The sequence below is a fragment of the Exiguobacterium sp. s127 genome (assembly GCF_018618695.1).
Lineage (GTDB): Bacteria > Bacillota > Bacilli > Exiguobacteriales > Exiguobacteriaceae > Exiguobacterium_A > Exiguobacterium_A oxidotolerans.
Window position 1 is genome coordinate 16,181 of sequence record NZ_JACSMO010000003.1, and the last position, 16,763, is coordinate 32,943.

At 45.5% G+C, this 16,763-nt stretch carries 22 protein-coding genes; 19 read left to right on the forward strand and 3 right to left on the reverse strand.

Annotated elements, in window-relative coordinates; all coding sequences use genetic code 11:
- The first annotated feature begins 55 nt into the window (after positions 1 to 55).
- The 8 genes from coxB (at position 56) to KNP98_RS05050 (ending at position 6,353) form a co-directional block, all read left to right on the forward strand.
- Positions 56 to 1,087: a cytochrome c oxidase subunit II gene (coxB, locus tag KNP98_RS05015; RefSeq protein ID WP_088837453.1), complete on the forward strand. Its 1,032-nt coding sequence runs from the start codon at positions 56 to 58 to the stop codon at positions 1,085 to 1,087.
- Positions 1,088 to 1,120: 33 nt separating this feature from the next.
- Positions 1,121 to 2,989, forward strand: a complete 1,869-nt coding sequence (ctaD, locus tag KNP98_RS05020; protein WP_201302332.1) for a cytochrome c oxidase subunit I — start codon at positions 1,121 to 1,123, stop codon at positions 2,987 to 2,989.
- A 1-nt stretch (position 2,990) separates the two neighbouring features.
- Positions 2,991 to 3,620: a cytochrome (ubi)quinol oxidase subunit III gene (locus KNP98_RS05025; RefSeq protein WP_088837451.1), complete on the forward strand. Its 630-nt coding sequence runs from the start codon at positions 2,991 to 2,993 to the stop codon at positions 3,618 to 3,620.
- Between the two features lies 1 nt (position 3,621).
- The gene (locus KNP98_RS05030; RefSeq protein WP_088837450.1) at positions 3,622 to 3,951 is read left to right on the forward strand and encodes a cytochrome C oxidase subunit IV family protein; all 330 of its coding nucleotides are present in this window, start codon (positions 3,622 to 3,624) and stop codon (positions 3,949 to 3,951) included.
- A gap of 131 nt (positions 3,952 to 4,082) precedes the next feature.
- Positions 4,083 to 4,988, forward strand: coding sequence for a cytochrome c oxidase assembly factor CtaG (ctaG, locus tag KNP98_RS05035; RefSeq protein ID WP_088837449.1), 906 nt, complete (start codon positions 4,083 to 4,085; stop codon positions 4,986 to 4,988).
- A 21-nt stretch (positions 4,989 to 5,009) separates the two neighbouring features.
- On the forward strand, positions 5,010 to 5,471 hold the full coding sequence (locus KNP98_RS05040) for a DUF420 domain-containing protein (RefSeq protein ID WP_029330931.1): 462 nt from the start codon (positions 5,010 to 5,012) through the stop codon (positions 5,469 to 5,471).
- A 13-nt stretch (positions 5,472 to 5,484) separates the two neighbouring features.
- Positions 5,485 to 6,090, forward strand: coding sequence for an SCO family protein (locus KNP98_RS05045; RefSeq protein ID WP_088837448.1), 606 nt, complete (start codon positions 5,485 to 5,487; stop codon positions 6,088 to 6,090).
- The gene (locus KNP98_RS05050; RefSeq protein WP_353048584.1) at positions 6,087 to 6,353 is read left to right on the forward strand and encodes a hypothetical protein; all 267 of its coding nucleotides are present in this window, start codon (positions 6,087 to 6,089) and stop codon (positions 6,351 to 6,353) included. Before KNP98_RS05045 ends, KNP98_RS05050 begins: the two co-directional genes overlap by 4 nt.
- A 265-nt stretch (positions 6,354 to 6,618) precedes the next feature.
- On the opposite strand, the gene KNP98_RS05055 is transcribed toward KNP98_RS05050, so the two are convergent.
- Both KNP98_RS05055 and KNP98_RS05060 read right to left on the reverse strand, forming a co-directional pair.
- Complete coding sequence (locus KNP98_RS05055) at positions 6,619 to 6,969, reverse strand: YugN family protein (protein WP_029330928.1); 351 nt, start codon at positions 6,967 to 6,969, stop codon at positions 6,619 to 6,621.
- Between the two features lie 110 nt (positions 6,970 to 7,079).
- A complete protein-coding gene (locus KNP98_RS05060; RefSeq protein WP_239456734.1) occupies positions 7,080 to 7,847 on the reverse strand; it encodes an ATP-grasp domain-containing protein in 768 nt (255 codons plus the stop codon).
- 101 nt (positions 7,848 to 7,948) lie between these two features.
- On the opposite strand from KNP98_RS05060, the gene KNP98_RS05065 reads away from it, so the two are divergent.
- From KNP98_RS05065 to KNP98_RS05085, 5 genes are read left to right on the forward strand one after another with little or no spacing between them, the layout of a single operon-like run.
- Entirely contained in the window at positions 7,949 to 8,389 is a 441-nt protein-coding gene (locus KNP98_RS05065) for a YlbF/YmcA family competence regulator (protein ID WP_029330926.1), read from the forward strand.
- Positions 8,390 to 8,414: 25 nt separating this feature from the next.
- Positions 8,415 to 8,672 (forward strand): YlbG family protein, encoded by a 258-nt coding sequence (locus tag KNP98_RS05070; protein ID WP_088837445.1) that lies wholly within the window; start codon positions 8,415 to 8,417, stop codon positions 8,670 to 8,672.
- 55 nt (positions 8,673 to 8,727) lie between these two features.
- Positions 8,728 to 9,297, forward strand: coding sequence for a 16S rRNA (guanine(966)-N(2))-methyltransferase RsmD (gene rsmD, locus KNP98_RS05075; protein WP_088837444.1), 570 nt, complete (start codon positions 8,728 to 8,730; stop codon positions 9,295 to 9,297).
- Positions 9,294 to 9,788, forward strand: a complete 495-nt coding sequence (gene coaD / locus KNP98_RS05080) for a pantetheine-phosphate adenylyltransferase (RefSeq protein WP_088837443.1) — start codon at positions 9,294 to 9,296, stop codon at positions 9,786 to 9,788. The genes rsmD and coaD overlap by 4 nt, the downstream gene beginning before the upstream one ends.
- On the forward strand, positions 9,785 to 10,783 hold the full coding sequence (locus tag KNP98_RS05085) for a SepM family pheromone-processing serine protease (protein ID WP_214810821.1): 999 nt from the start codon (positions 9,785 to 9,787) through the stop codon (positions 10,781 to 10,783). Before coaD ends, KNP98_RS05085 begins: the two co-directional genes overlap by 4 nt.
- On the opposite strand, the gene KNP98_RS05090 is transcribed toward KNP98_RS05085, so the two are convergent.
- Positions 10,756 to 11,907, reverse strand: a complete 1,152-nt coding sequence (locus KNP98_RS05090) for a tRNA(Met) cytidine acetate ligase (protein ID WP_088837441.1) — start codon at positions 11,905 to 11,907, stop codon at positions 10,756 to 10,758. The two genes, KNP98_RS05085 and KNP98_RS05090, sit on opposite strands and share 28 nt — an antisense overlap.
- A 155-nt stretch (positions 11,908 to 12,062) precedes the next feature.
- Here KNP98_RS05090 and KNP98_RS05095 point away from each other — a divergent pair, with 155 nt between their 5' ends.
- The 6 genes from KNP98_RS05095 (at position 12,063) to rsmH (ending at position 16,756) form a co-directional block, all read left to right on the forward strand.
- A complete protein-coding gene (locus tag KNP98_RS05095; RefSeq protein WP_088837440.1) occupies positions 12,063 to 12,587 on the forward strand; it encodes a YceD family protein in 525 nt (174 codons plus the stop codon).
- A gap of 45 nt (positions 12,588 to 12,632) precedes the next feature.
- Positions 12,633 to 12,806, forward strand: coding sequence for a 50S ribosomal protein L32 (rpmF, locus tag KNP98_RS05100; protein ID WP_012370841.1), 174 nt, complete (start codon positions 12,633 to 12,635; stop codon positions 12,804 to 12,806).
- A gap of 90 nt (positions 12,807 to 12,896) precedes the next feature.
- Positions 12,897 to 13,718, forward strand: a complete 822-nt coding sequence (locus KNP98_RS05105) for a ketopantoate reductase family protein (RefSeq protein ID WP_088837439.1) — start codon at positions 12,897 to 12,899, stop codon at positions 13,716 to 13,718.
- Positions 13,715 to 14,071, forward strand: coding sequence for a DUF3397 family protein (locus tag KNP98_RS05110; RefSeq protein ID WP_088837438.1), 357 nt, complete (start codon positions 13,715 to 13,717; stop codon positions 14,069 to 14,071). The genes KNP98_RS05105 and KNP98_RS05110 overlap by 4 nt, the downstream gene beginning before the upstream one ends.
- A gap of 25 nt (positions 14,072 to 14,096) precedes the next feature.
- Positions 14,097 to 15,656, forward strand: coding sequence for a bacillithiol biosynthesis cysteine-adding enzyme BshC (bshC, locus tag KNP98_RS05115; protein WP_214810823.1), 1,560 nt, complete (start codon positions 14,097 to 14,099; stop codon positions 15,654 to 15,656).
- Positions 15,657 to 15,817: 161 nt separating this feature from the next.
- Positions 15,818 to 16,756 (forward strand): 16S rRNA (cytosine(1402)-N(4))-methyltransferase RsmH, encoded by a 939-nt coding sequence (gene rsmH / locus KNP98_RS05120; RefSeq protein ID WP_029330916.1) that lies wholly within the window; start codon positions 15,818 to 15,820, stop codon positions 16,754 to 16,756.
- Positions 16,757 to 16,763: the final 7 nt, after the last annotated feature.

The window sequence follows — 16,763 nt, forward strand, 5'->3', positions numbered from 1 at the left end:
TTGACATATTCACGTACACCATTACAAGAAAAAAATTGGGGAAAAGAAAGTGGGGATGGTTGTGAAAAAATCAGGAAAAATGCTCTTCCGGCTTCTTCCGATCGGTTTGATGGCATTATTGTTATCAGGTTGTGGAATTCCGGAATTGTCCGCGCTTCAGCCTCGCGGGGAAGGCGCAGAAATGCAACTTGAGATCATCAAGCTCAGCTTATGGGTGATGTTGTTCGTCCTTGCGATTGTAGCGGTCATCTATGTTTACGTACTTATGAAATTCCGTCGTAAATCGGGAGATAACACAGTTCCGAAACAAGTCGAAGGAAATCATACGCTTGAAATCATTTGGACAGTTATTCCAATCCTTCTCTTGGTTGTTCTCGCTGTACCGACAATCAAAACGACGGTTGAATTAGCCGATGCAAAAGAAGCGAAGAAAAACGAACAGATCAACGTTACGGCAAACTTGTACTGGTGGGAGTTCGAATATCCAGACAAAGGTGTTTCGACAGGACAAGAACTTGTCATCCCGGTCGGAAAACGTGTTGCTGTCAACTTGACTTCTAAAGACGTCATTCACTCATTCTGGGTGCCGGCACTTTCTGGTAAAACAGATACAAACCCAGGGCTCGATAACGAGATGTGGTTACAAGCACAAGAAGCGGGCACATACTACGGTAAGTGTGCGGAGCTTTGCGGACCTTCTCATGCATTGATGGACTTTAAAGTCATCGCACTCGAGCAAGATGATTATGATGCATGGTTAAAAGACATGAAAACTGCAAAAGAAGCAGAAACAAAACAACTCGATGCTAAAAATGAAAAAAATTGGACGACGGGCGAACAAGTTTACGCTCAAAACTGCCTCAGCTGTCACGGTGGCGGGAAAGTCGCGCCAAGCTTAACGAACTTTGGTGACCGTCAACGTATCGCAGGATACCTCGATCACGACAAAGAAAACCTCGAGAACTGGATTCGCGATCCGCAAAAAGAAAAACAAGGGACAAAAATGCCTGGTTTCTCTGAAGATCAGATTAGCGATGAAGAATTGAGTGAACTTGCAGACTACCTATTGGACAAAAAGCTCCAATAAAATTAAGGGGGAATCATAGTGGGGACACATACTATGGGTATGCCGAAGAAAAAAAGCGGCATCATGGACTGGCTAACGACAGTCGACCATAAAAAAATTGGGATTCTCTACATCATGTCCGGATTGTTCTTCCTTCTGGTCGGTGGCGTAGAAGCCTTAATGATTCGTTTTCAATTGATTAAACCGATGAACGATTTCGTCAGCGGTGAGTTATTTAACCAGTTGATCACGATGCACGGTACGACGATGATCTTCCTGGCAGCGATGCCGATGTTGATCGGTTATATGAACGCTGCTGTGCCGCTTCAAATCGGAGCACGTGACGTTGCGTTCCCGTTTTTGAACGCACTTGGTTTTTGGTTGTTCTTCTTCGGTGGCGTGCTCTTGAACTTATCATGGTTCTTCGGCGCAGCACCGAACGCAGGATGGACAGCTTACGCACCACTATCGACAGTCCCGGAATCACTTGGTGTTGATTTTTATGCACTCGGGTTACAGATTTCTGGTTTCGGTACACTTATGGGGGGGATTAACTTCCTCGTTACGATCTTGAACATGCGCGCACCAGGTATGAAACTGATGCGGATGCCTTTGTTCACATGGACGGCGTTCGTTGCATCAGCTTTGATCGTCTTCGCATTCCCTCCGCTTACGGTCGGTTTGTTCCTCTTGACGTTTGAACGTCTTTTCGGAGCTCACTTCTTCGACCCGGCAGCCGGCGGTAACATCGTCATTTGGGAACACCTCTTCTGGATCTTCGGGCACCCGGAAGTATATATCTTGATTTTACCGGCATTCGGTATTTTCTCTGAAATCATTCCTACATTCGCACGTAAACGTCTCTTCGGTTACACGACGATGGTCTTTGCGACAATGTTGATCGGTTTCCTCGGATTCATGGTTTGGGTTCACCACATGTTTACAGTGGGTCTCGGACCAGTCGCAAACGCAATCTTCGCTGTTGCGACGATGGCGATCGCTGTACCGACCGGTGTGAAGATCTTCAACTGGCTGTTCACACTTTGGGGCGGTAAATTGACGTTCCCGGTTGCGATGCTTTATTCGGTCGCATTCATCCCATCATTCCTTGTGGGTGGTATGACAGGGGTCATGCTTTCAGTTGCTCCTGCCGATTATCAGTATCACGACAGCTACTTCGTTGTTGCCCACTTCCACTACGTTATCGTTGGTGGGGTCGTCTTCGGTCTCTTTGCGGGTCTTTACTATTGGTTCCCATTGATGTTCGGAAAACAGCTCAACGAATTCTGGGGCAAGATTCAATTCTGGTTGTTCTTCATCGGCTTCCACTTGACGTTCTTCCCGCAACACATCCTTGGTCTTACAGGTATGCCACGTCGTGTCTTCACGTACTTACCAAACCAAGGCTGGGAAACAATGAACTTACTATCATCGATTGGTGCAGGCTTCATGGGTGTATCAACAATCGTTCTTGTTGTTTCAATTGCAGCGGCATTGATGTCGAAAGAATATGTGAAACGCGATGTTTGGGGTGACGGTCGTACCCTTGAGTGGACGCTTCCTGTTCCGACTCCAGAGTACAACTTTGCACAAACACCACTCGTCAAAGGACTCGACACGTACTGGCTCGAAAAAATGGCTGGAAATAAAACAGTTTCCGTATCGGAAGAAGTCGGCGATATCCACATGCCGAATAACACGATTTTGCCATTCGTCATGTCAGTCGGCTTGTTCCTTGCAGGTCTTGGATTCATTCTTCGTCTTGACTACGGAACTGTCGGTCTTGTCATCGCCTTGATTGGTCTTGCAACGACACTCTTCGCGATGTTCCTACGTTCTTGGATTGACGATGAAGGATACTACATCCCGAAATCGGTCATCGAAGAAGATCTACGCCTTGAAGCTGAAAAGGAGGCGAAGTAAGATGGGTCATCATTCAGTACCAAATAACCCAGTGACTGGTATTCCAGATCATGTTGAAAAAGCAACACTTGAGGGTAAGAATAAATATGTAGCTTTCTGGTTCTTCCTTGGAGGAGAGACGACATTGTTCGCCTCTCTCTTCGGAACATACATCGGATTGCACAACTCAGGCGCAAAAGAAGGATTACGGAGTTACGACATCTTTGAGATGGAACTCGTCTTCATCATGACGATGCTTCTTCTGACGAGTTCATTGACAAGTGTTCTTGGGATGATGGCGATGAAACGGAATGACGTTGCGAAAATGAAGATGTGGCTCATTATTACGCTCGCTCTCGGTCTAGCATTCCTCGCTGGTGAGATTTATGAGTTTAATCACTATTACCACATCGGTCATACGTTTACGTCAAGCGCATTCGGTTCGGCGTTCTACACACTCGTCGGGTTCCATGGAGCGCACGTCTTGTTCGGTCTTCTCTGGATTTCGACCTTGCTCATCCGTAACTGGAAACGCGGCATCACAGTCGTCAATGCACCGAAGTACTATGTTTCAAGTCTTTACTGGCACTTCATTGATGTCGTCTGGGTCTTTATCTTCTCAGTCGTCTACCTCATGGGGATGGTGAAATAAGATGGAAAAACACGAACCACAAGTTACACGTAACCAGTTAGAATTAGAAATGAAAGCTGATCGTAGCCGCGAAATGCAGCTACAATTGATCAGTTTTGGACTGATGATTTTCTTGACGTTGATCGCTTTCGGCGCAGTGATGGCAGAGCTTATGCCACACTGGGCTGCAGGTGGATTCCTCGTCATCATGGCAATCGTCCAAGTCTACCTTCAGTTATATATGTTCATGCATATGAATAACAAAGGGAACACATGGATTAAAGTCATGATGGGACTCGGTATCTTCGTTGCCTTAACAATCGTCGCGACACTTCGCCTTTTAATTTGGTAAAAAATTGTGACCATTCTGCTAACGTTTAGCAGGATGGTCTTTTATTTTGGAATCGTTTTATGAGAAACCTTTACAATGAAATAGGGGAACGGTAATCTTAGTTTGTAGGAAACAGGAACGGGGTGAGAAATATGTTAGGCAATTTAAGGGGTGCTTTATCGCAATTCGATTGGACTGTCTTGTGGAGCCCGTATTACGCGTTACTCTTGATCGGTCTTTACGTATTGTATGCATTCATTACTGAAAAAATTAGACGACCAGACGAGGCAGAAACGACGTTAGCTCAAAAGTTCATGATGCTAGCGGCTTTATTCGTCTACTATATTGGCTTTGGTAGTCCGCTTGATGTGTTAGCGCATATTACGTTCTCTGCGCACATGCTCCAGATGGTTTTCGTCTATATGGTGGCGCCGCCACTGTTGATGCTAGCAATTCCGGGTTGGGCATTTAAGCGATTGTTCGGCGTCCCGTATTTAGGGAAGGCATTACGCTTCTTCACATTGCCATTGATTGCGCTCGTCGTGTTCAATTCCTTGTTTACGTTTTACCATATGCCGTTCATCTTTGATTACGTCTTGACGAACTATACGGTCCACCGTTTGTTCCACGGGACATTAATCTTCCTCAGCATGACGATGTGGTATCCAATCATCGCACCTGTCAATGAGGAGGATAGTCTGTCCGATTTGAAAAAGATGGTCTACATCGTTGCGAACGGCGTGCTGTTGACACCAGCTTGTGCGTTCATGATCTTCAGTCAGAGCTTCCAATACGATGCGTATCAAGACCCAGCGACATTCGCGAAAGTCTTGGCTTACTGTCTGCCGAATAATGATGTGAGCGGCTTGAACATGGAACGCCTATTTGGGACAACGAAAGATTTACTCGAAGATCAACGGTTCGGAGGCGTCTTGATGAAACTTGGACAAGAACTCGTCTACGGGATCTTCTTCGGTTTGACCTTCTTCACGTGGGTGAGACGATCAAAAAGTACTGCTGTCGATGAAGGCATGTCCTTCACGCCAAAAGCGGATTAAGTAAATGGAGGAAGTCTGAAAATGAGTTATTTGCCGTTGATTTGTGTTTCTTTGATTGTTCTCAGTGCAATATTTGTAGCAATCGGTTGGTTTTTGATCGCGCAGACACGCCGGAATATGGGGGCGCATAAAGTCGTGATGAACATTGCGGCAGCGCTCGCGTTACTGTTCTTCATCATGTACGCGCTTCGGACGATCTTACTCGGGAATACTGCTTTCGGGGGACCGGATACGGTTAAACCGTACTACACAGGATTTTTAATCTTTCATATTTTACTCGCCACATCGGGTGGTATCTTAGGCTTAATCGCTTTGTTCTACGCCTATAAACAAAACTTTGCCCGTCACCGTAAAATTGGTCCAAAAGCATCGGTCATTTGGTTTTTGACGGCAATCACGGGAGTCCTTGTCTATTGCCTGTTATACGTTGTGTATGAGCCGGGCGAAACAACAAATGTATTTCGTGCGATTTGGAATCATTAAGGGGGGGTTCGCTTTGAAAAAAAATAGTTATTTGACGGTAGCCGCCGTCGTTTTGATTTTAGTCGCCGCTGCAGGGGGGTATTATTATTTCTTTATGAAAGAAAAGCTACCTGTGATTGCTGAACCGACACCATTTGAATTAACGAATGCCGTCAACGGGAAAACATTTGATTCAGAAGATGGTAAAGTAAAAGTATTGACGTTTTTCTACTCGAATTGTCCAGACATTTGTCCTTTGACGTTAAATGACTACCGGAAACTCGAGAAAAAATTACGGGCGGAAAATCTATATGGATCCGATGTCGAACTTGTCGCCGTGACGGTCGACCCTAAAGTTGATACGCCGAAGGTCTTGAAGAAGTATGCGTCTAATTTCGAGGCGAATCCTGAAGGCTGGAAGGTTTTAACGGGGGATGAGGTCGTCATTGATCGTCTGACACGCCAGTTGAACTTCTATTATTCAAAAGCAGAAAGTGGTCTTGTCACACACGGGACACAAATGTTCATTCTCGATCGCGACAATAAGGTGCGTGCGATATCTTCAATGGCGAAGACACCTGACGAGCCGGTCGATCTCGAGGAAGTCATGACATCCGTCAAACAACTTGCGAAGGAGTGATCATTTTGGTTGAAGAATATCAGAATAAAGGTGAAGTGACGGTATCAGTACAAGCAATTGAAGAGTTATTGTTGTGTGCCGTCATCGAATTTGGTGTCGTTTGTACACGGATTAAACGTTTGCCGACGGAAGGGATTTCGTTTAGCTTGAAGGTTACCGCAACGGTGCAACAGTTACCTGCCCTCTATATGGGTTTGCGAGAACAAGTCCGCTTACAACTCGGAGACGGGGTAGTCGACTACCTCCAACTGGTCACAAAATGAGACATATAAAGGCCCCTTCCACGTCTGGCGGAAGGGGCCTTTACTTTTAGGCCTGGACAAGGAGTAGGGGGACCAGCACACAACACACGATTTTTTTGGTAACAGACTTTTTAGCGACTGTTCCGTGAAGAATGCCTTGAAGTCTCTCGTGACACGTCGACTTGAAAAAGCAATCAGACACGGACTCGGCAGCGCAACGAATCGCCTAAAGAAAATTTTTAGATGAAAAAAACCGCTCCTTTTAACAGGAACGGTCGGATAGAACTTATTTTTCGAGTGTTTCGAGTAACCCTGTCAAGCGACGCTCACAATCTTTAACGATTTCAGGTGGGAACTCTTCATCATACTCAACACCATGTGGATAGTAGTGTTTTCCGAGAAGTGGTGTCATCATGCGAACGATCGCGTGGCGATCTTCAATTTCACCTTGAATTGCATAAACTGGAATCCGGAGATAGAAGACCTCTCCTGTTGATTGTTTTTCGTACTTCATGTCATACATCGCACGTTCGTAATCCCATTGTCCTTCACGGACGAAACGGTGGTGGTCCATGATTGTCTCAAGTAAACCAAACTTAATTTCTTTGCCTTCGATGCCGTATTTCTCAAACTTCATGTTTGAATCCCCCTATACCCCAGTTTGCTAGTAGATACTAGTCTTTCCAAACTATCATACCATAATGAATGATTCGATAAAGTAAAAGTTGTGAAGTCAATTTGAAGAATTCATGAATTCTTATATTTTCGTTCGACATATTCTAAAATCGTATCCGGTGCATGAATTCCTAGATGGTTCAGGCCTTCTCCACCAAAGAAGACGTTGAACTCGAGTATATAAATTTTTCCGTCGCGGAAAATCAAATCAAAACCGGCATGATCGATATCGAGTCGTTTCGCGAGTGCGAGAACAAAATCGAGTGCTTCTTGTGGGATGTTCTCGAAATCAAGGACCCCACCCTGGGCGACATTGTTTAAAAATTGCGCACCGCCGACACGCCAGTAGGCAGCGAGAACTTGATCACCGATGACGACGACACGAAGGTCTTTTTCGTTCGGGATATATTCTTGGACGTAAAACGTCTCATGGTGATCGGTATACTTCTTCCAGTCGATTTCATCCTTAATCAGGTGAACCCCTTGGCCCATCGAACTGCGGACAGTCTTCGCGACGAATGGGAACGAAAATTCATCTAAAACACGCTTCACGGTGAATTCATTTTTTCCGTAAATACCGGTCCGAGGAATATTGTCCGGAATCACGGTTTTAAAAATACGCGTCATCTCGATTTTATCGTGCCCGAGATGGAATGTCGCGGCGGACGGGAAAATCGGTTTTTTCATTCCGTAGATGATGGAGTGGATCTGCCAATATTCGGGGAACAAGACGACGTCCGCTTTGGCGATTTTATCGAGCGAATCAAAATGGTAGTCTGACTTCGCGTGATCGGTTTTAATCCCGATCGTCCGAAACATATTAAATGATAAAAATTGCATACAATTCATTCCTTCCTTCTGAACAAAGTATACACAATTCAGCGTGCTAGGAGCGAGATAAATGTTATGATATGATGGTGAAGTCAAGGAGGAGATTCGTTGTGATTTATTCTGATAAAACGATAGACCTCATCAACGCTGCGGAAGAACTGACATCCGCTCTTTTGCATAGCGAAACAGGTCAAGCATATATAAGTGCCAAACAAGCACGCGCAAATTCAGCACAAGCACAAGACGTCATTCGGGATTTTAATCGAATCAAGGAAGAATACGAGCTTGTTCAACGTTTTGGTCGATATCATCCAGATTACCAAACGATCACGAAAAAAGTACATGAAGTAAAGCGGGCGCTCGATCTGCAAGAAGAGGTCGCGACGTTTAAAAAAGCAGAAAAACAATTAGAGACGTTACTCGGACAAATTAGTCTGAAACTTGCCGGGGAAGTGTCACCTCAAATTAAGGTTCCGACGGGTAATCCATTCTTCGATCAAGGATGTGCAGGTGGATGTTCGACCGGAGGTAGTTGTAGCTGTAGCGGCTAATGCCGAACAAGGGAGGAACGGTGTTGTGATTAAGGATCGAATTGGACTGATCGTCTATGTCAACGCGATGAAAGCATCGCGTCAATTGCGCCGATTTGGAAACGTCTATTTTACATCGAAGCGAGAAAAATATGTTTTTTTATATGTTGATTTGGAGCAGTATGAACGTTCGGTCGAAACGATTGCTGCATTGCCTTTCGTCGATTCCGTTCTTCGTTCGGAGCGACCATTCATTACCGAAACATACGCAAATAAAAAAGGTAAACTGCAAGAAGAAGTATAAACGTTGGAGCGATGAGGACATCCTCGTCGCTCTTTTTTGAAGGGAAGGAAAAGTCATGCGAGTCATTTCTGGAGAACGAAAAGGTACTAAAATTAAAGCGGTACCGGGGGATAATACACGACCGACGACCGATAAGGTCAAAGAATCATTATTTAATGTCATCGGACCTTATTTTAACGGGGGACGTGCACTTGATCTCTTCGCGGGGAGCGGTGGCCTTGGAATCGAGGCATTGTCACGTGGATGTGAAGAAGCGGTATTCGTCGATCAGCACTTTAAAGCGGTTCAGACAATTAAAGAAAACTTGATGACGACTCGATTGGCTGAGAGAAGTCGTGTCCTAAAAAAAGATGTCTCCGTTGCTTTGACGGAACTCGCATCAGAAACGCCATTTAAACTAATCTTTCTCGATCCACCCTATGCCAAGGAACGACTCGTCGAACACGTCACGTACATAGAGCAACACGACATGTTGACGGACAATGGCGTCATCGTCTGTGAGCATGGGTCAGAGATTGAATTACCTGATCGGATTGGTCGCCTTGAAGTTGTGAAAAGGATGCGGTACTCAACGGTCATCTCAATCACATTATATGAAATTATCGAACTGGAGGAAGAAGTATGAAACGTATCGCCATCTGTCCGGGGAGCTTTGACCCGATCACGAACGGTCATCTTGATATTATCGAGCGTGCTGCACCCATCTTCGACGAAATCATCGTCGCGGTATTAAATAACTCGTCGAAGCAACCTTTATTTTCGGTTAAAGAACGTATGGAATTGATTTCTGAGGTGACGGAGCACTTACCGCATATCAAAGTGGATTCTTTTAACGGTCTGCTTGTCGACTATGCAGCAGAAGTAGGGGCGACGGCAATCGTACGCGGGCTACGTGCTGTATCCGACTTTGAATATGAGATGCAGGTGGCCTCAATCAATAAGAAGATGAATGACCAGATTGAAACCTTGTTCATGATGACGAGTAACCAATATTCGTTCCTCAGTTCCTCAATCGTCAAAGAAGCTGCAAAGTATGGTGCTTCCGTCGCCGGTCTTGTGCCACCGCCCGTCGAAGAAGCGTTACGTCAAAAGTATGCGAAAGGAGAATTGAAATGAAAGCATGGAAACCTGCGCTCGCTGCCATCGTCGCGGCGATGATCGTCTTCTTTGTTCCATTGCCCTATTTCATCTCGTATCCTGGAGACGCAACATCGACAGAACAAATCATTGACGTATCGGGTGCGGAAAAAGAGCCGGGCGATCTAATGATGTTGACCGTTGCGCAACGGCGGGCGACACCGTATTTTCTAGTCGAGAGTTTATTTTTACCTTTTTCTGAAACGTCGGATGTAAGTGACTATTTATATGACGGTGAATCTGACGCACAATACGAGAACAGACAACAACTTTACATGGAAGAAGCGCAACATAATGCAATGATTGAAGGATATGAACTGGCTGATAAAGAAGTCGAGGTCGACTTTGAAGGCGTTTATGTCTCTGGCATTATTTCTGGCGGTCCTGCTGACGGGAAGTTACGTGCCGGGGACCAGATTGTTGCCGTTGATGGAGCACCGTTAAAATCAATGAGCAGCTTTATGCAGACAATTAGTTCGAAAAAAGCAGGGACAGATGTGAAAGTGACATTCGAACGGGACAAAAAAACGAAAACAACGACGATCAAGGTCGGGAAACTAGCGAAGAACTCAGAGCAGGTCGGGCTCGGTATCTATGAACCGCTTCCGATGTCAGACGTGCAGACGGATCCGAAAGTCGAGTTTAACTTAGAAAATGTTGGTGGACCATCGGCCGGGGTGATGTTCACGCTTGAGATTTATGATCAATTGACAGATGGTGATTTAGCGAAGGGACATACGATTGCTGGTACTGGAACAATTGAAGAGGGTGGGAAAGTAGGACCAATTGGTGGAGCTTGGCAAAAAGTCGTCGCAGCAGACGAAGCGGAAGCGGAAATCATGTTCGTCCCAGCCGGTTCGAATTATGAAGAAGCAAAACCATCCATCAAAAAACTCGGGACGAAAATGAAACTCGTCCCGATCAAAACAGTTGAGGATGCACTCGATTATTTAGAAGAGTTACCAGAAAAATGAGCAAACCGACGATGTTCCTCTAGTTGGTCATACCGAGCCAAGGGAACGGCATACGCTGCCGTAACTTGGCTCTCTTTTATGAGCCAAGGGTGCGCCTCGAATGTGCTGATGACTCGAATGTGTTGCTTGATTTGCCGTAGCGCTTGTCTTCCTTTGTCATTAAAGGCAAGTGGTCGCACGTAATCGATTTGGTCAAATGCAACCGAATCGATTTCTTCCGTCATCGTCGAGGTCAGTAAATAAATGAGTGTGCGCTGTAAACTTGTCCGCGTATAGCGGCGTGTTTTGATGAAAGTCATGAAGTCGTCGAAAGTCGAGCTGTAGCGGGCGCCTTCGACGAGACGAGGTGCCAGTGACGTATCAATGCCGTTAAATTGCATGAGAACGCCTAGAGGCGTCGATAGAAGCCGGTTCCGGATAAAGGGATAGTAGAGATCAAATGAAGCAAAAGTCGCCCCTTGGAGTACGCTAGCGCTTTCTTTTGGAAGTCCTGTCAATTGGTGCGTTTCATCGTAGTGGGCACGGATTGCTGTCGCGCTCATGATATCGCCGACTGACAGGTCGTGGTAGCCACTTCCGATACGCTTTGTCGTATGTAAGGAGATGTTTGATGCAGCACGGGCATAATAATAACCGAGTGTGTTATTCGGCGTCGTCAAGTCGAGCGTCGTCGTCAATGCGCGGAATGCCTGGCTCGCTGCCATCGCGGAAGATAATCCGTTTGATAAGCCTTCTTTGACGAGTCGCTGGTACGCAGGAGTCTCTTCATTTTTTTCAGATGCTGCTAAAAGGAAAGGGGTGATGTCTCCACATTCACTCCCGAATGACAAAGACGTAGCGCCGATCATTTCGGCGATCGTGACGCCTCCTTGCGCAAAACGGTCGGCGCGTTGGACGGAAAAATAAAACGGAAGTTCTAAGACAAGGTCGATTTCGCCGCTTGCGACGGCCGCTCGTGCACGTGTCCACTTGTCACTAAAAGCAGGTTCCCCGCGCTGCATGAACGTTCCGCTCATGATGGCGACGATCAAATCGGCATCGGTTTCCTCGCGTGCGATTTTGGCTTGATAGAGGTGTCCGTTATGAAACGGATTGTACTCTGAAATAATTGCTGTCATCTTCATGAAACTTTCTCCTTTGCAAACGGAATTAAGTGCGGTAATATGGATGAAGACGTCCGAAAGTGTTCGTTCTCTAGCGATTTCAGTGTAAAGAAAAAACATTGACAAAACAAGATGTCCTCTCTATAATTCATATTGTTGCAATCGAGGTGATTCGGATGAAATGGTCCCTGATGCAATTGAATAAATTGCGCAATCTGGGTCAACTTCAGGTTAACGAGACGATCGAGCTTCCTGAGCTCATCGCCCTCCATCCGGATATCCGGGCGGTGCAACCTGTGCACATTCGTGCAAATGCATCGTTTACATCGAATCAATTAATATTCAATCTCCGGATTACTGGCGAAATGACGCTTCCGGATGCCCGGACGCTAAATGACGTCGCGTACCCGTTCGAGATTGAATCCATCGAGTCGTTCCTGCTCGAAGTTGATGCTGCTCCGGTTGATTCGGACGATATCAATTTACCGAACGGGAATACGGTCGATCTTCGACCACTCGTGCAAGAATTGATTTTACTTCATGTGCCAGTGCAAGTGCATGGGGATGATGAAGAAAATCAGTTGGTTCAAGGGGAAGGTTGGACGGTTCTTTCAGAAGAATCTCCAGAAGAAGCTGAACCAAAAATTGATCCGCGACTTGCGGGTCTCGCTCAGTTCTTTAAAAAAGATCAGGATTCCTAATTTTTTGATAAAGACGAGTGTATTTTTTCAAGGAGGTGGACAACGATGGCAGTACCATTCCGCAGAACGTCGAAAACACGCAAACGTCTTCGCCGTACTCATTTCAAACTCCGTGTACCAGGTATGGTCGAGTGCCCAAACTGTGGTGAAATGAAACTTTCACACCGTGTTTGTAAAGCATGTGGCTCGTACAAAGGTAAAGAAATCGTCAGCAAGTAAGCTGAATGATCGGTATAAAGACGACCTGTAAAATCGAGAAAATCGGTTTTACAGGTCGTTTTTTTTGATATATAAAGGAGTGATTCGACGATGAGCAGAATAGGAATCATCGGAGCCGGTGCTGTTGGGTTATTACTTGCTTCCTACTTAGCAGAGCACCATCAAATTACGTTATATACGAGACAGTTAGATGACGGGACAAAGCGAATCCTACGAGACAATCAATGGAGTCCGACCGTAAAGGTTCGACCGATTGCGCATTTCGAGTCACAAGACTTGGTGTTCGTTACGACAAAGTCGTATGATATAAAAAGTGTGATTCCTTATCTAGAACACGAGAAAAATCCAGTCGTTTTTTTACAAAATGGAATGGGACATCTTGATGCAGCACGTGCTCTGCCGCAAGCAATTTTCGGGGTCGTTGAGCATGGCGCGATGAAAACAGGTCCTTACGAAATCCGTCATACGGGAAAAGGGCGCATTCGATATGGGAATCATGTCCTGTCGATGCTGAAGCGAGATGCGTTGCAGTTTGAGCACGTAACGAATATTGAAGCAGTCATGGTGACGAAATTATTCATGAATGCTGTCATCAATCCATTGACAGCTTATTATGGGGTTGAAAATGGGCGATTACTCGATGAACCGTATGCATCGAAAGCACGTGCCGTCTTTGCCGAAGTGCGTAGTGTCTTCCCGAACCACCCGATTACGTATGATGAAATCGAACAGATTTTAAAGCGTACGCGTCTCAATCGCTCGTCGATGTTACGGGATGTGGAGCAAGGACGAATGACGGAAATCGATCCAATCGTTGGGTATGTGCTAAAGCAGGCGACGCAACCGACACCGTTGTTAGCTTATTACTTTCAGGAAATTAAGCATCGAGAACAAGAGGGGGATTCGTTGTGACGGTTTTTATCATCTTTCCACTGTTCAGTTTAATTGTCCTTTACTTATTATTCCTGTTGTTGTTTCGGACGCATGCCAAGGCCGTCCGGGTCGCGCTTGATCTCGGGACGTTCATCGTATTGTATGCGATTCATGTTTCGTTAATCGCATTGACGGGGCATAACTACGTGGGTTGGTTGTTGATTGCGGTATTGTCAGTGTTTGCATTAAATGCGTTATGGCAACGGATTCGACAAGTCGACATCGATTATGTCCAAATGATTCGACATAGTTGGCGAATCATCGTCTTGATTGCCCTTCCTGTACATCTCATACTGTTTGGAATTGGAATTCGTCAACTAATGATTGGTTGATCAAGTTAGAAAGAAGGGATTTTGTTTGAAGGTACAATCATTTCACGCCTTATATGAAGACAACTCGTTGATGCATAGAGCGACGGGTGAAGACTTTTCTAAATATGTAGACCACATCGGAGAAGATGGGATGCTCGAGCGGAGCCAACATCTTCGAGAACGTCAGTATCCTCATCTCAGTCCACTCGTCGATGAGTTGATTCGTCAAAATCCGCAGATGACTGGAACGATTCGACAGCGTCTCGAACGTTTACGGACGGGTGAGGCACAAGTCGTCATTACTGGGCAGCAAACCGGTATCTTCGGGGGGCCTTTATATGCAATTTACAAACTGTTAACCTGTCTAAAGGTCGCGAAGCAAGCGGAAAATCAATTGGGGTTACCGGTTGTTCCGATTTTTTGGCTCGCGACCGAAGATCATGATTTTGATGAAATCAATCATATCTATGCACCGACGACAGAATATCAACCGCGAAAATTGACGGTTTCACCGCAAGATACGATTCAGCGTTCCGTTAGTCGGATGACGCTCGATCAAAAAGCGGTCAAACAAGTCTTACGCCAAGCCTTGAGCGTCGACCAAGAAACACAAAATACAAAGGAACTTGTTTTGCTGGTGGAGCGGTTGATTGATCAAGAAACGACATATGGCGGTTTTTTCTCAGCGCTACTCGGAGAATTAGTGAATCATGATGTCATCTTTTTTGATGCCGATGCAAAAGCAGTACGCGAACTCGAAATTCCATTCTTTGAGCAGTTGATTCAAGACAACAAAGAAATTCGTCAAGCGTTGTCGATCGGGATTCAGCAAACGACGGACTTACCGGATACCTTCTTGAATGAAGAAGCAGCGCATCTGTTCGTCGAGGACATCGGACGGGATTTATTGTACCCGGGAGAAGACTTTGTAACGAAGCAGGGGAAGACTTACACGGAACTTGAGTTACTGGCGTTGCTGTATGCAAGTCCTGAGCGTTTTTCGAATAGTGTCGTCACACGACCGTTGATGCAGGATTATCTGTTCCCGACCCTCGCCTATATCGGAGGACCTGGTGAGATTGCCTACTGGACACGTCTTCGACCATTGTTCCATCACTTTGATTGGACGATGCCGCTGCTCATTCCACGAATGGGCGCCGTCATGTTACGGGCGCGGGACGAAAAGCTGCTTCGCCGGTATGACTTGTCGCTAGAACAAGTATTATCGCATGGTGTAGCGATTGAACCGTTCGATGCGACGAAGATAAATAGTCAGCTGCATTCGTCGCATATTTTAGGTACTGCACTCATTCAAGAAATTGAACAGGTCGAGCGGGCAACTTCTAAAAATTTATCAGCGACGAAAAAGCTGAATAAACAAATTCAACTCGCAATCGATACGCTCGTTACGCAAGAGCGGCGGAATTACGATCGCCTCATGCGAACAAAACGCTCACTCCAGTATCAACTTCTTCCGAATGGAGCGCCTCAAGAGCGCATGCACTCCATCTTGCCATGGCTCAATCGCTACGGTTTAGATTTAATTCAAAACCTGCGTGTACAATATGAGCAGACAGATGCTGAACAATTGGAAATTTTGCTTTAAACCTGCTGAAATGAGCAGGTTTTTTTGTTTTTTTAGCGAAAGATACCTAAAAGTGAAATAAATCAAGAAAACTGTCTCATTTTCGTAACGTTTTAAATAAGGAATGTGATACATTGAAAAAGAGTAACGTCCATCTTGGACACTGAAAGGTGAGGCAGGGCATGTTTGAACATGAAACGGTATTAAAATGGGAGTCCATTAAAGGGCTAGATATTAAACCTGATGGAGTATATGTAGATTGTACATTAGGTGGAGCAGGACACAGTGAAGAAATCGTGAAGCAATTGACGACAGGTCATCTCTATGCATTTGATCAAGATGACGTCGCGCTTGCCCATGCGGAAGAACGTCTCGCAGCGTATGCCGGTCGCTTTACGCTGATTAAGAGTAACTTCGTTCACTTGCAAGAAAAGCTAAATGAGTTAGGTGTAACTAAAGTAGATGGTATTTTGTTTGATCTCGGTGTATCCTCCCCCCAGCTGGATGAAGGGGAACGTGGTTTTAGTTATAACTTTGATGCGCGTCTCGATATGCGAATGGATCAAACGTCATCGTTATCGGCATATGAAGTCGTCAACGACTGGCCATATAATGATCTCGTTCGGATTTTCTTTACATACGGAGAAGAAAAATTTTCGAAGCAGATTGCACGGAAAATTGAAAAGGCACGTGAAGAAGGTCCAATCACGACGACGTTCGAACTGGTCGAACTCATCAAGGACGCGATTCCAGCGCCTGCCCGTCGAAAGGGTGGGCATCCGGCAAAGCGGACGTTCCAAGCGATTCGGATTGCTGTCAATGATGAATTGAATGTCTTCGATCGAGCGGTGTATCAGGCGATTGATTTGCTGGCTGTTGGTGGTCGTCTTTGTGTCATCACGTTCCATTCACTTGAAGACCGCATGTGTAAACTAGCATTTAAAGAAAAATCATCGTTACCTGAGCTTCCACAAGGATTGCCGATGATTCCAAAAGAGTTTGAACCAGAACTTCGCCTCGTCACACGTAAGCCGATTACAGCAGGAAATGATGAGCTTGATGATAACCGTCGTTCACGTTCTGCTAAGTTACGGATTGTTGAAAAAATGAAGGAAAGTTGAGAGGAGC

Coding starts and splice junctions, on each gene's coding strand:
- ctaD (WP_201302332.1), top strand. CDS start 1,121: ATGGGTATGCCGAAGAAAAAAAGCGGCATCATGGACTGGCTAACGACA.
- KNP98_RS05055 (WP_029330928.1), bottom strand. CDS start 6,969: ATGAAGTTTGAGAAATACGGCATCGAAGGCAAAGAAATTAAGTTTGGT.
- KNP98_RS05030 (WP_088837450.1), top strand. CDS start 3,622: ATGGAAAAACACGAACCACAAGTTACACGTAACCAGTTAGAATTAGAA.
- KNP98_RS05105 (WP_088837439.1), top strand. CDS start 12,897: ATGAGCAGAATAGGAATCATCGGAGCCGGTGCTGTTGGGTTATTACTT.
- coxB (WP_088837453.1), top strand. CDS start 56: ATGGTTGTGAAAAAATCAGGAAAAATGCTCTTCCGGCTTCTTCCGATC.
- KNP98_RS05095 (WP_088837440.1), top strand. CDS start 12,063: ATGAAATGGTCCCTGATGCAATTGAATAAATTGCGCAATCTGGGTCAA.
- KNP98_RS05090 (WP_088837441.1), bottom strand. CDS start 11,907: ATGAAGATGACAGCAATTATTTCAGAGTACAATCCGTTTCATAACGGA.
- rpmF (WP_012370841.1), top strand. CDS start 12,633: ATGGCAGTACCATTCCGCAGAACGTCGAAAACACGCAAACGTCTTCGC.
- rsmH (WP_029330916.1), top strand. CDS start 15,818: ATGTTTGAACATGAAACGGTATTAAAATGGGAGTCCATTAAAGGGCTA.
- KNP98_RS05025 (WP_088837451.1), top strand. CDS start 2,991: ATGGGTCATCATTCAGTACCAAATAACCCAGTGACTGGTATTCCAGAT.
- KNP98_RS05040 (WP_029330931.1), top strand. CDS start 5,010: ATGAGTTATTTGCCGTTGATTTGTGTTTCTTTGATTGTTCTCAGTGCA.
- ctaG (WP_088837449.1), top strand. CDS start 4,083: ATGTTAGGCAATTTAAGGGGTGCTTTATCGCAATTCGATTGGACTGTC.
- KNP98_RS05060 (WP_239456734.1), bottom strand. CDS start 7,847: ATGCAATTTTTATCATTTAATATGTTTCGGACGATCGGGATTAAAACC.
- rsmD (WP_088837444.1), top strand. CDS start 8,728: ATGCGAGTCATTTCTGGAGAACGAAAAGGTACTAAAATTAAAGCGGTA.
- KNP98_RS05085 (WP_214810821.1), top strand. CDS start 9,785: ATGAAAGCATGGAAACCTGCGCTCGCTGCCATCGTCGCGGCGATGATC.
- coaD (WP_088837443.1), top strand. CDS start 9,294: ATGAAACGTATCGCCATCTGTCCGGGGAGCTTTGACCCGATCACGAAC.